The sequence below is a fragment of the Sphingopyxis sp. MWB1 genome (assembly GCF_000763945.1).
Lineage (GTDB): Bacteria > Pseudomonadota > Alphaproteobacteria > Sphingomonadales > Sphingomonadaceae > Sphingopyxis.
This window is the reverse complement of record NZ_JQFJ01000002.1, coordinates 2,290,162-2,302,126: the sequence shown is the minus strand read 5'-3', so window position 1 is coordinate 2,302,126 and position 11,965 is coordinate 2,290,162. Positions and strand designations below refer to the sequence as shown.

General features: G+C 60.3%; 17 protein-coding genes. 5 read left to right on the top strand and 12 right to left on the bottom strand.

What is annotated here, in order from left to right; all coding sequences use genetic code 11:
- The first annotated feature begins 92 nt into the window (after window positions 1-92).
- The 4 genes from fdxA (at window position 93) to JV18_RS0111480 (ending at window position 5,688) form a co-directional block, all read left to right on the top strand.
- Window positions 93-431, top strand: coding sequence for a ferredoxin FdxA (gene fdxA, locus JV18_RS0111495; protein WP_033074597.1), 339 nt, complete (start codon window positions 93-95; stop codon window positions 429-431).
- A gap of 223 nt (window positions 432-654) precedes the next feature.
- On the top strand, window positions 655-1,314 hold the full coding sequence (locus JV18_RS0111490) for an ATP-dependent Clp protease proteolytic subunit (protein ID WP_033075293.1): 660 nt from the start codon (window positions 655-657) through the stop codon (window positions 1,312-1,314).
- A 189-nt stretch (window positions 1,315-1,503) separates the two neighbouring features.
- Complete coding sequence (gene clpX, locus JV18_RS0111485; protein ID WP_033074596.1) at window positions 1,504-2,772, top strand: ATP-dependent Clp protease ATP-binding subunit ClpX; 1,269 nt, start codon at window positions 1,504-1,506, stop codon at window positions 2,770-2,772.
- Window positions 2,773-3,069: 297 nt separating this feature from the next.
- Complete coding sequence (locus JV18_RS0111480) at window positions 3,070-5,688, top strand: TonB-dependent receptor (RefSeq protein ID WP_033074595.1); 2,619 nt, start codon at window positions 3,070-3,072, stop codon at window positions 5,686-5,688.
- A gap of 104 nt (window positions 5,689-5,792) precedes the next feature.
- Here JV18_RS0111480 and JV18_RS0111475 read toward each other — a convergent pair whose 3' ends face one another.
- From JV18_RS0111475 to JV18_RS15440, 11 genes are all read right to left on the bottom strand, one after another.
- Window positions 5,793-6,215, bottom strand: a complete 423-nt coding sequence (locus tag JV18_RS0111475; RefSeq protein ID WP_033074594.1) for a SufE family protein — start codon at window positions 6,213-6,215, stop codon at window positions 5,793-5,795.
- A 93-nt stretch (window positions 6,216-6,308) separates the two neighbouring features.
- Complete coding sequence (locus JV18_RS14750; RefSeq protein WP_052071939.1) at window positions 6,309-6,842, bottom strand: DUF2939 domain-containing protein; 534 nt, start codon at window positions 6,840-6,842, stop codon at window positions 6,309-6,311.
- A gap of 105 nt (window positions 6,843-6,947) precedes the next feature.
- The gene (locus JV18_RS0111465) at window positions 6,948-7,205 is read right to left on the bottom strand and encodes a hypothetical protein (protein WP_052071937.1); all 258 of its coding nucleotides are present in this window, start codon (window positions 7,203-7,205) and stop codon (window positions 6,948-6,950) included.
- 24 nt (window positions 7,206-7,229) lie between these two features.
- On the bottom strand, window positions 7,230-7,493 hold the full coding sequence (locus JV18_RS0111460) for a hypothetical protein (RefSeq protein ID WP_033074593.1): 264 nt from the start codon (window positions 7,491-7,493) through the stop codon (window positions 7,230-7,232).
- Between the two features lie 25 nt (window positions 7,494-7,518).
- The gene (locus JV18_RS0111455; RefSeq protein WP_200879096.1) at window positions 7,519-7,794 is read right to left on the bottom strand and encodes a hypothetical protein; all 276 of its coding nucleotides are present in this window, start codon (window positions 7,792-7,794) and stop codon (window positions 7,519-7,521) included.
- A 13-nt stretch (window positions 7,795-7,807) separates the two neighbouring features.
- The gene (locus tag JV18_RS0111450; protein ID WP_033075289.1) at window positions 7,808-8,119 is read right to left on the bottom strand and encodes a hypothetical protein; all 312 of its coding nucleotides are present in this window, start codon (window positions 8,117-8,119) and stop codon (window positions 7,808-7,810) included.
- Window positions 8,120-8,145: 26 nt separating this feature from the next.
- Window positions 8,146-8,445: a hypothetical protein gene (locus tag JV18_RS0111445; protein ID WP_033074592.1), complete on the bottom strand. Its 300-nt coding sequence runs from the start codon at window positions 8,443-8,445 to the stop codon at window positions 8,146-8,148.
- Between the two features lie 33 nt (window positions 8,446-8,478).
- Window positions 8,479-8,859, bottom strand: coding sequence for an envelope stress response membrane protein PspC (gene pspC, locus JV18_RS0111440; protein ID WP_033074591.1), 381 nt, complete (start codon window positions 8,857-8,859; stop codon window positions 8,479-8,481).
- A gap of 1 nt (window position 8,860) precedes the next feature.
- Entirely contained in the window at window positions 8,861-9,133 is a 273-nt protein-coding gene (pspB, locus tag JV18_RS0111435; RefSeq protein WP_033074590.1) for an envelope stress response membrane protein PspB, read from the bottom strand.
- Between the two features lie 12 nt (window positions 9,134-9,145).
- Window positions 9,146-9,808, bottom strand: a complete 663-nt coding sequence (pspA, locus tag JV18_RS0111430) for a phage shock protein PspA (protein WP_033074589.1) — start codon at window positions 9,806-9,808, stop codon at window positions 9,146-9,148.
- Between the two features lie 96 nt (window positions 9,809-9,904).
- Window positions 9,905-10,072: a hypothetical protein gene (locus JV18_RS15440; protein ID WP_160174195.1), complete on the bottom strand. Its 168-nt coding sequence runs from the start codon at window positions 10,070-10,072 to the stop codon at window positions 9,905-9,907.
- 177 nt (window positions 10,073-10,249) lie between these two features.
- Here JV18_RS15440 and pspF point away from each other — a divergent pair, with 177 nt between their 5' ends.
- A complete protein-coding gene (gene pspF, locus JV18_RS0111425) occupies window positions 10,250-11,278 on the top strand; it encodes a phage shock protein operon transcriptional activator (RefSeq protein ID WP_033074588.1) in 1,029 nt (342 codons plus the stop codon).
- Window positions 11,279-11,291: 13 nt separating this feature from the next.
- Here the strand turns inward: pspF and JV18_RS0111420 are convergent, their stop codons facing one another.
- A complete protein-coding gene (locus JV18_RS0111420; protein ID WP_033074587.1) occupies window positions 11,292-11,810 on the bottom strand; it encodes a hypothetical protein in 519 nt (172 codons plus the stop codon).
- Window positions 11,811-11,965: the final 155 nt, after the last annotated feature.

The window sequence follows — 11,965 nt, the reverse complement described above, 5'->3', positions numbered from 1 at the left end:
GAAACCGTTGACGTGCCGCCTTTGCGCGGCATAGAGGCAGGCCAATTAGGAATATGCGGCGGGTCGCCGCCTTCGAAGGGAGCTGAAAACCCATGACCTATGTTGTCACCGACGCATGCATCCGGTGCAAATATATGGACTGCGTCGAGGTTTGCCCCGTCGACTGTTTTTACGAGGGCGAGAATATGCTCGTCATCAATCCCAGTGAATGCATCGACTGCGGCGTGTGCGAGCCCGAATGCCCCGCCGAAGCGATTTTGCCCGACACCGAAAGCGGGCTGGAAAAATGGCTGGAGCTGAACACCAAATTCAGCGCCGAATGGCCGAATATCACGGTCAAGAAGGACAGCCCCACCGACGCCGATGAATTTAAGGGTGTCGACGACAAGTTCGATAAATTCTTCTCGCCCGAACCCGGCCAAGGCGACTGAACCACGCCTTCTGGCCGCACGCGCCCCGGAAGGGTTGCCGCGCCTGTGCACAATGCGCGGGCAGCGCCCGGGCTGTGGTTAACGCTGTCATTCAGGCTGCAAAGGGACGGCTTCGGAGCCGTTTTCCCCTTGAAACCTGCGCGCTCGACGCCGATGTAAAGCGACGGAACGCTTCGCCCGTCAGTCCTTGGCGGCGCATATCAAGATGAAGGACGAATTTCAGATGATGGATCCGCTAGCCGCCCTGGTGCCCGTAGTCGTCGAACAGACGAGCCGCGGCGAACGCAGCTTTGACATTTTTTCCCGCCTGCTGCGCGAACGGATCGTTTTCGTCACGGGGCAGGTCGAGGATAATATGGCCTCGCTGATCGTCGCCCAGCTTTTATTCCTCGAATCGGAAAATCCGAAGAAGGATATCTTCATGTATATCAACTCGCCGGGCGGGGTCGTGACGGCGGGCATGGCGATCCACGACACGATGCAATATATCCGCCCCCGCGTCGGCACGGTGTGCATCGGCCAGGCGGCGTCGATGGGCAGCTTCCTGCTCGCAGCGGGCGAGCCTGGCATGCGCGTCGCGCTCACCAATGCGCGCGTCATGGTCCACCAGCCGTCGGGCGGCGCGCGCGGCATGGCGTCGGACATTGAAATTCAGGCAAAGGAAATCCTCCGCATCAAGAGGCGGATGAATGACCTCTATGTCAAATATACCGGCCGCAGCCTGAAAGAGATTGAAAAGGCGATGGACCGCGACACCTTCCTTGAGGCCGAAGAGGCCAAGGCATTCGGCATTGTCGATCATGTTTATGATCGCCGGCCGGGCGCGACCGACGGGGAAGGCGCCGCTTCGGCCGCCGACCAGAGCGAAGGCCCCACGCCTTAACAGGGTGCGGGTGCAAGGGCGCGCGGCAACCCCGCAATGTTCCGGTAACCGCTTTTGTTGAAGTGCCCTTTGCCTCCTGTCGCTAACCGGAACAGTGCCGCCATGTCACCCAAATGCCATATTGTATTTGGGTCATCGCGGGCTAGGATAGATCGACGGCATTTTTTTGTGGCCGTCAGAAGGAATTTTATGACGAAGCTCTCTGGCTCCGACAGCAAGAGCACACTTTACTGCTCATTTTGCGGCAAGTCGCAGCATGAAGTCCGCAAGCTGATCGCCGGCCCGACCGTTTTCATCTGCGATGAATGCGTCGAACTGTGCAACGACATCATCCGCGAGGAAATCAAGGGCGGCGTCGCCGCGCGCAAGGATGGCGCGGTGCCGACCCCGCTCGAAATCTGTCAGCATCTCGACAGCTATGTGATCGGGCAGAACACCGCCAAGCGCGTGCTGTCGGTCGCGGTCCATAATCATTACAAGCGCCTCGCCAATTCGGGACGCGGTGAAGATGTCGAGCTGGCGAAATCGAACATCCTGCTCGTCGGTCCGACCGGCAGCGGCAAGACGTTGCTGGCGCAGACACTCGCGCGTTTCCTCGACGTGCCCTTCACCATGGCCGACGCCACCACGCTGACCGAGGCGGGCTATGTCGGTGAGGATGTCGAGAATATCATCCTGAAGCTGCTGCAGGCCAGCGACTATAATGTCGAAAAGGCGCAGCGCGGCATCGTCTATATCGACGAGATCGACAAAATCAGCCGCAAGGCCGAAAATCCGTCGATCACCCGCGATGTATCGGGCGAAGGCGTACAGCAGGCGCTGCTCAAGCTGATGGAAGGCACCACCGCCAGCGTTCCACCGCAGGGCGGGCGCAAGCATCCGCAGCAGGAATTTCTGCAGGTCGATACGACCAACATCCTGTTCATCGCGGGCGGCGCCTTTGCCGGCCTCGAAAAGATCATCGGCGACCGTTTGCAGGGCAAGTCGATCGGCTTCGGCGCGCATGTCGCCGGCCCCGACGAGCGCCGTGCGGGTGAAGTGCTGAAACAGATCGAACCCGAGGATCTGCTTAAATTCGGGCTAATTCCCGAATTTGTCGGCCGCCTTCCCGTCATTGCAACGCTGGAGGATCTCGACGTCGATGCGCTGGTCAAGATTTTGGGCGAGCCCAAAAATGCGTTGGTCAAACAATATAAGAAATTGTTCGACCTCGAAGATGTCACGCTGACCTTCACCGACGATGCGCTGATCGCGGTCGCCAAAAAGGCGATCGAGCGCAAGACCGGCGCGCGCGGGCTTCGTTCCATTGTCGAGGCGATTCTGCTCGACACCATGTTCGACCTGCCCGACCTGGCCGATGTCGCCGAAATCGTCGTCGACAAGGATGTCGTCGAAGGGCGCAAGCAGCCCGTGCGGGTTTACGCCGAAAAAGCAAAGGAAGCCGGCGACGCCGCCTGATTCGCTTTCCCGATTCGAAAAGGCCCGGCGCGCAATCCCGCTCCGGGCCTTTTTAATGTTGCATTGCAGCAACAGTTGCAGAGAAAAATATAAGCGCGCCGGTTAAGAAAAGCGGTCGCGCAATGAAATTGCGCGCTTTTCCGTGGCTCGCCTCCTCCGCTGCGGCGCGCTTGGCTTGCACTGTCACATTTGCTGTCACAATCGTGCCACACGCGGGCGTCAGGGGCGCTCGCAGGTCGGGCGGCGCAAGCCTTAGCGCCCCCCACCAATGGTTACCAATCAAGGGGACACGCTCAAATGCACCTACGTCATTCGCTCGCCGCTGGCGCCGCGCTGCTTCCGCTCGCGCTCACCACCCCGGCCTTCGCCCAGTCGACCGGTTCACAAGATTTCGAAAATGAGATCATCGTCACGGGCGCGCGCGCCAACCAGGGCGTGGCCGGAGTGGTTACGCCGGATACGCCCAAGGCCAAGGTCGTATTGACCCAGGAATTTATCGCGCGTCAGTCGCCGGGGCAGACTGTTAATGATCTGATTAACCAGCTGCCGGGTGTCAGCTTCCAGAATAACGACCCCTTTGGCTCGGCGGGCGGCAAGATGACGATCCGCGGGTTCGACAACACCCGTATTAACCAGACCTTCGACGGCATCCCCCTTAATGATTCGGGGAATTACGCCCTCTACTCGAACCAGCAGCTCGACCCCGAGCTGATCGACCAGGTCAATGTTAACCTCGGCTCGACCGATGTCGACAGCCCGACTGCCGCCGCTTCGGGATCGACGGTAAACTATCGCACCCGTACGCCGGGTGAAGAGTTTGGCGTCAAGATGGTCGGTTCAGCCGGCGATTTTAACTTCTTCCGCATCTTTGGCATGGTCGACACCGGCATCCTGACGCCCTGGGGCACCCGCGCCTTCTTCTCGGCCAGCACCGCAACGAACGACACGGTCTTTGGCAATGTCGACCAGCCGACCTTTGAATCGCGTCGCGGGCGCATCAACAAGAAGCAGTTCAACGGCAAAATCTATCAGCCCATTGGCGAGGATGGTGATTTTGTCGCACTGTCGGGCCATTATAATGAGAACCGTAACAATTTCTTCGGTTCCGTGGGCCTGCGCAATCTGCACAATACCGCGTCAAACTTTGTCCCCAACATCTTCCCGCAGAGCAAGGAAGATCGCGACTATGGTATTGCCCGCTGTCAGATCAACACCGTCGCTCGCCCGGGCCAGGTAGACGCGGCCAACAGCTGCGGCTCGACTTTTGACGAGCGAATGAACCCTTCCAACACGGGCAATGTTCGCCTGAATTCGCGCTTCACCCTCGCCGAAGGCCTGGTGCTGACGGTCGATCCCAGCTTTCAATATGTGAAAGCGAATGGCGGCGGGACCGCTGTCGGCCAAGAAGGTTTCCGCGATGTCGATCCCGGTCCGGGCGTTTCGCTTCAAACCGGCTATATTGGCGGCTCCCCTTATTATGGCCGCGACCTCAATGGCGACGGTGACATTCTCGATTCGGTCCGCGTTCTTGCACCGAGCCAGACGCAGACCAACCGTTATGGCCTGATCGCCGGTCTGCGCTATGAAATGGATATCCACACCTTCCGCGTCTTTTACAGCTATGACCGCGCACGTCATCGCCAGACGGGGGAAACGGGTTTCCTCAACCTCGACGGTTCGGCTGTCGATCCCTTCCCCGTCAATGATCCGCTCACCGACGTGAACGGAAATGTCCTGCAAAAGCGCGACCGCAAGTCGATCGCCAGCCTGAACCTCGTCGGGGGTGAATATCGCGGTGAATTCGGTCGCCTCACGCTGCAAGTCGGCGGTTCGTACAAGATGTTCAAGCGCGAGCTGAACAATTATTGCGCGACGTCGAGCGTCACCGGCTTCGTCGAATGTTTCGGTACCAACGAGGCGGGTCTCGCCGCCTGGCTCGCTGCCAATCCGACGGTGGTGATTGGCATCGACCGCACCACCACGCCGCCAAGCAACATCGTCGCGCCGGTACAAGGCCCGCAGCAGCGCATTCGCAAGTATAACAAATTCACCCCGAACGTCGGCCTGACATTTGATGCCACCGACGATGTCAGCCTTTTCGCCAATTATTCGAAGGGCGTTCAGGTCCCGGGAACCGATAATCTTTATAATGCCTTTTATTTCCCGGCGGACACGGAATCGGCCAATCCGAAGCCGGAAACCACCGACAATTTCGATCTGGGCGTTCGTTATACGACCAGCCAGATCCAGGCGCAGGTCGGCCTGTGGTACACGATCTTCAACGATCGTCTGGCCTCGTCCTTCGACCCGGAGACCGAGCGTAACGTCTATCGTAACCTTGGCCGTGTTGACAAATACGGCATCGACGGCAGCCTGGCCGTTCGCCCGATCCCCGAATTTGCAGTGACGGCCTTTGGTTCGTACCTCAAATCGAAGATCAAGGACGATGTGCAGAATGGCGTTTGCCCAGCGGTTGGCCCCAATTGTGCAGCGATCGGCGATCCGATCTTCGCTCCGACTGCCGGCAAGCGGGAATCGGGTGCCCCGGTCTATACCTTTGGTGGCCGCGTACAGGCTATCTTGGGGCCGGTGGAACTGGGCGCGCAGGTGAAGCGTACGGGACCGCGTTATGTGAACGACCAGAACACTCCGCTGGATCAAACGATCAACGGCGTTCCGAAGACGGTCGTTTATGGCGCAAAGGCGCCGGGCTACACCCTCGTCGACCTGGACGCGCGGCTGGGCCTGGAATGGGCCGGCCTGGGTGACAAGACCTATTTCCAGTTCAACGTAACCAACCTGTTCGACAAACTTTACGTCGGCGGTTTCGATGGTCAGCTGGCCAATAATTCGGTGCCGTTCGTCCAAATTGGTGCGCCGCGCACCTTCATTGGTTCGATCATCGTCGGTTTCTAAGCCACAGCGACACGCAAAAAAATCAGGGCGCGGGAGGAGACTTCCGCGCCCTTTTTTACGGGGCTTTGAGCGGTCGGCGCAGGCGCGGGTTCGCGCGCGCTTGCCTAGCCCTCCGCGATGCGGCGGGCGGTGTGCTGGACAAGGGCGATCATGTTGGGGACGCCCTGGGTTCGGTTTGACGAGAGCTGGCGGGTGAGGTCGAAGGGGGCGAGGGCGCCCGCTATGTCCATTGCGGCGACTTCAGCGGCGGGCTTGTCCTGCACAGCGGCGAGGACGAGCGCGACGATCCCCTTGGTGATCGCGGCATTGCTGTCAGCCAGGAAATGGAGCCGTCCTGCTTCCTGTCCGTCGCCCTGCGGCACCGGATAGACCCAGACGCTGGCCGAACAGCCGCGCACGAGCGTGGCGTCGGTCTTGAGCGCGTCGGGCATGGGTTCCAGCTCGCGCCCCAGATCAATGAGCAGGCGATAGCGGTCATCGCTGTCGAGAAAATCATATTCTTCGAAAATATCGGAAAGGCTACGCATAGCGCCGCAGTGGCAGAAGTGCCGCCGGGATGGAAGAGGGCGTGCGGCCTGGGGCAGCGACACCGAGGGCCGAGCGGCCCTGGATCAGCGTGGCTATTCCAGTGCGCCCAGCGGCAGTTCGACCTGCTTGACCTTCCACCCGAACACCCCCTCCCGTTCGAAATAAAGGGTGGCGGCATTTTTGGCGGACGCGCTTTGATTGAGCTTCAAGTGAAACCGGTTGAGGCCGCTGTAGCCATAGGAGACCTGGAGCGGCTGGGTCTCGGTCGCGGCGCCCACTTTTTCGCCTACGCCGCCATTTTTCGCCAGATTTGCCATCCCTTTCGGTGTCACAACCCTGTCGACGAGCCGATCGACCAAGGCCGGGGCCACCGCCCTGCCCAGTTTTGCGAACGGATTGCCTGCCCTGTGGGACTCGCCGCCCATTTGCTGGTTCAAAGCCAGGGTCATCTGCGATTTGAGGCTGCGACGGACAGCGGGAAAATCGACCGCACTTTCGAGCGCTTTGACGTCCCCGGCCTCCGCCGCCGAGCGAAACTGCTTCACCGCATAATAGGGAGAGGTGAGAGCGGCGGCGCCCAGCAAAAAGGCCGCGCCCAGCCCGGCATAAATCCATTTTTTACTCACTGCCGCCCCCGATCATCTCATGCCCCGATTATGAGGGACGAGCCTATCGCAGGAAAAATAGGGCCGCAAGAAGGGGGCGGTGCATGCTGTCGGCGTCCGGGCGCGTTAAAGATCGACGCCTGCGGCAATCGCCTCCAGCTTGCGCAGCCGTTCCTTGAGGTCGGCAATCTCGATCCGCGAGCCCGTATGATGGGGCGCAGGATCGGCCATTTCCTGACCGCGCAAAGCGGCCAATTCTTCACGCTTGAGCTGGATCCAGTCGCGCCAGCCGCGCAGTGCAACTAGGCTGATCACGGCGATAGCGCTCAGCGAGACCGCGGCGAACAACAGGTTCAGACTGAAGTCAGAGGGAAGAGCAGCCATGGAGTGGGCTCCTTTCACGTCACATCAAGGATGGGACCGGTCGCGCAGCCGTTCGATTTCCTCGTCCAGACTAACGGCACGGTTATTGTCGGTGGCGATGCGTTCGAGCACCTGAATACGGTCTTTGAGCGCGCGAATTTCGGCCTGCAGCGCCTTGGTTTCGGCATCATTGACCGGGGCGGTATATTCATTGCCGTGGCGGTCGCGGCGAACGCCATATTTGGCACGCAATATACTGCCGATCGTCACGATCAGAACAATGCCGATAACCATTTCAAAGGGATTCATGGGGGAATATCCTCTCGCTTTTCTTTTAATTGAGCGGCGCGTCGCGCAGCTTCTCAATCTCGTCGGCAACATGGGCGCCGCGATCAGTCACGATACGCTCCAGCACGCGGACACGCTGCTCCAACCTTTGGGTTTGCGCCGCATATTGGGCCGCCTTTTCGGCGGTTTCGTTCGATATCGCCTGAAGCTGCTTTTCCTTGAATTTCATATGGCGCCTATGGGCTTCGCCTACCACGCCGAAAATTACCGGAATGGCGACGACGATGAAAAAGAAGCCGAGTATGAAATAAGCCTTGTCCACGGGATCGATCCTCTCAGTTCGCCGGACGCCGCAGCGCCTCAATCTCGTGGCTCAGCCGGTGGCCTTCATCGGTGACGATGCGCTCGACCACGGCGAGGCGGTCCTTGACCGAACCCAGTTCGGCGCGAAGCTGGGCATTTTCCTGGCTGATCAGCTTGACCCGCTCCAGCGCTTCCTTGCTGGTCTGGGGATAGATGGCCTTGCCCCAGCTATTTTCGAGCGGATAACCATTTTTAATCCGCAGCCAGGTGGTGATCACCCAGCCTCCGACCCCAAGAGCAACGATCAGCGCGGCGATCGGGGCGATTTCGGTTACGAAAATCAACTTGTCCACAATCTCTCTCCCCCGTGTCAGCGCAAGCGATCAATCTGGTCGGCAAGCTGCGCCGCCTGCCCATTGGCGTCGGTCGCGATCCGTTCGAGGACCGAGATGCGCTCTTCCAGACGAACAATCTTGTCAGCAAGCTTGGCATTATCATCGCTGAGCAGCGCGATTTTTCGATCAGCGTCAGCGTCGTTTCGATGAACCGTCCCGCCCCATTCATTTTCGATGGGGTAGCCATGTTTGGCGCGGATCCATGTGGTGAACATCCAGCCGCCGATCGACAAGGCGATGATCGCGAGGACAAAAGTCGGGCCGCCCCAGTTCATAATTATTCTCCCTGTGTCTGTTCGTCCGCGCGATCAGCGCAGCGCGTCAATCTCGTCGGCGAGCCGGCGGTTATGGCTTGTGTAGTAAAGTTCGATATCGGCGAGCCGGCGGTCGATGTCGCGGAAGCGCGACTTGATATCGCGGGTGGAGGCGGTGGGATTGCTCCGCACGCCCTGCCAGAATTTCGCCTCTTCCTGTGATCCATAGAGCGTCAGCGGCTTGGGCGTCGCCATCCAGGCGACCATCCAGTAAGCGAGCAGTGTCCAGGGGAAGCCGCCCATCAGGGTCAGCAGCACCGCGCCCACGCGCACCCACAGCGCATCAATGCCGCTATAGTCCGCGATCCCCGCGCACACACCGCTCCATTTGGCATTTTGTTTATCGAGATAAAATTTTGTGCGGCTGGCAGACATCTCAGTTCCTCCTGTTCAGTTCGAGCTGCGCCAATTCGTCATCACTACGTACCGCAGGGCGGAAATCGGGATTGTCGGCGCTGATGATACGTTCGACGGTATGCAGACGATTTTCGAGCCGCCGCGCCGTATCATAAAGTTCATCCAATAGTTGCTCATCCTCTCCGGTCAGCGTCTTGGCCTGTTTCCACTTGGTAATATAGTGAAGGATCAGCCAGGGCAGACCGAGGAAGAGTGTTCCGATAACAATCGGGACGATAATGATTTCTTCCATCGGTCCGGCTCCTTATTTCTTACCCTGAGCGGCTTTCAGTGCGGCGAGTTCATCGGCGACCTTGTCGGCGGCCTGAAGTTCCGCAATTTCTTCGTCGAGCGATTTTTTATATCCAAGGCCCAGGGCATCGGCGCGGCCTTCGGCTTCATCGACGCGGCGCTCGAGAATTTCAAAGCGCGAGAAGGCATCCTCGACGCGGTCGCCATTGGTCATTTCGCGCAGCTTGTAGAGATTTTCGGCGCTTTCGAGGCGGTTGACGATGCTGGACTGGCGGGCGCGGGCTTCGCTGAGCTTCTTTTGCAGCTTGAGGATATCGGCCTCATAGCCCTTGAGCGCATCGTCGAGCACGGCAATCTCGGCCTTCAGGCGATCCGCCATTTCGCCGGCCTTCTGCTTTTCGACCAAAGCGGCGGTGGCGAGATCTTCCCGATCTTTCGACAGGGCCAGCTCGGCCTTTTCCTTCCAGCTGTCCTGCAAGCTTTCAAGCTTGGCGATATGGCGGCGCATTTCCTTTTGGTCGGCGATGGTGCGCGCGGCCGAGGCACGAACTTCGACAAGCGTTTCGTTCATTTCAAAGATGATCTGACGGATCATCTTTTCCGGATTTTCCGCCCGATCAAGCAGATCGGTGACATTGGCGGCGATGATGTCGCGGGTTCGTGAAAAAATACCCATTTACTTAACTCCTGTCGAAACTCTTGAGACCCTTTTTTGAATTTTTCTGGTGCCGGGGCGGGGCAAGGGGGAGAGAGGCCCCGGCACCAGCAACAGTCAGGCCGTGGGGCCGACCGCCGGGGATGCTGCAGCGGCCACAAGCGCGCCGGTGGGGGACCCGGCCATCTGGGCGGCGACGGGCTGGTCGATGGCGCCAACAAGAATCGCCAGCGCACCCATGGCACTCAGGGCAACGGTCGCGGTCTGGGCAAAAATCGGCTTCATCAATCCAACCTTTCATTTTTCGCTGCTCCGGCCCTTTATGGTGCCGGTTCATTCCCAACTTTGCAGGAGCCGTGCCAATTGACCGAAGCGGCAGAAAAGCGTGGAATCGGATCGGCGGCTTGCGATTTTGGCCGATTTGCCTTGCCATTCATCGGGAAAATTTGCCAATGATTGGGAATGGAGCGCGAAACCCAGTTCATCGGCCAATCGGCAACCTTTCAGGATGCCGTCGAACGCACCAGCCAGGCGGCGACGCTCGACCGGCCCGTGCTTGTGATCGGCGAACGCGGGACGGGCAAGGAATTGATCGCCGAACGACTCCACCGCCTGTCGACGCGGTGGGACAAGCCCTATGTTATCATGAATTGCGCCGCGATGCCCGAAACGCTGATCGAGAGCGAGCTTTTCGGGCATGAAGCGGGAGCCTTCACCGGCGCGACGCGCAGCCGGGCGGGCCGTTTCGAGGAAGCCGACGGCGGCACATTATTCCTCGACGAGCTGGCGACCCTGTCGATGGGCGCGCAGGAACGGTTGCTGCGCGCGGTCGAATATGGCGAGATCACTCGCGTCGGCGCATCACGTCCGGTCCGCGTCGATGTGCGCATCGTGGCGGCGACGAACGAACATCTGCCCGCGCTGGTTGCAGACAATCGCTTTCGCGCCGATCTGCTCGACCGCTTGTCCTTCGAAGTGATCACCCTGCCCCCGCTGCGCGCGCGCGAGGGCGATATCGAAGTGCTCGCTAATTATTTCGGGCAGCGCATGGCCGCTGTGCTGGGCTGGGAAGAATGGCCCGGCTTTGGCCCGCGTGCGCTTGCGGCGATGGAGGGGCACGACTGGCCGGGCAATGTCCGCGAGCTTCGCAATGTCATCGAGCGCGCCATTTACCGCTGGGCCGATCCGTCGCGCCCCGTCGATGCGCTGACCTTCGACCCCTTTGCGAGTCCCTGGCAGCCAGCCCCCTCGGCCCCCAGGGCGGAGAGCCAGGCCCCTGACGCATCGGCCAGGCCGGACGCTTCGCCTTCAGAGAGTGCCCCGCCCTCCAGCCCGGTGAACGACCTGCGCGCCGCGGTCGACGCCTATGAACGGCAGATATTGGCCGACACCATGGCGCGGTGCCGCTATAATCAGAAAGTGGCCGCCGAGGCGCTAAGCCTCAGCTATGACCAGATCCGCCACGCGCTCAAGAAACATGGGCTGAACTAGGCAGCGCCCTGCCTTATTGCCCCGGCAGCGACGCCGCCAGCGCGGCGATCACCGCTTCCTGCCCCGATGCCATTTCGACAAGCCGTTCGCGCAGCGCATAAATGGCGGGCATACCGTCGATTTCTTCCTCGATGCTGCGCGACACATAGAGGCGGTCGATATCCGCCAGCGCCCCGGTGAGCGGCGCGCGTGCGGCAACCATGCGTGAAATTGCCTGCTGCGCCACGACCCAAGCCTCGCTCGCCACCGCGGCGCCGCGCGCCTGGGCGACGAGCGTTGCCGCTGCATTGCGTTCGGTAGCAAAAGCCCGCTGCGCGGCCACCGCATCGCTTTCCCAGCGCGCGAGGCGCCCGGCGAGATCGTTGGGAAGCGGCCCCGGCGGCGCAACGACAGGCTGCGGCACCGCTACATCGAGTCGCCCCTCGACCGCGCGCTTGCCCAGCGACGGCGCGTCTGCCTGCGACGAAGTGACACATGCGGAGAGCGTCATGCCGAGCGCCGCGACGGACAAGGGGAAAAAGATGCGCTTCATCGCGCACCCTGATATGGAGCGCAGACGCCGACAGCAAGGGCGAATCGCCATGGCCCGCGCATGTGTCAGCCGCCGCCCGTGCAGGCAAAAAAGCCGGAAAGCGGGGGATTTGGCGGTTGACAGCCTGCCCCATGCTCGCTAGTGGCGCTGACTTT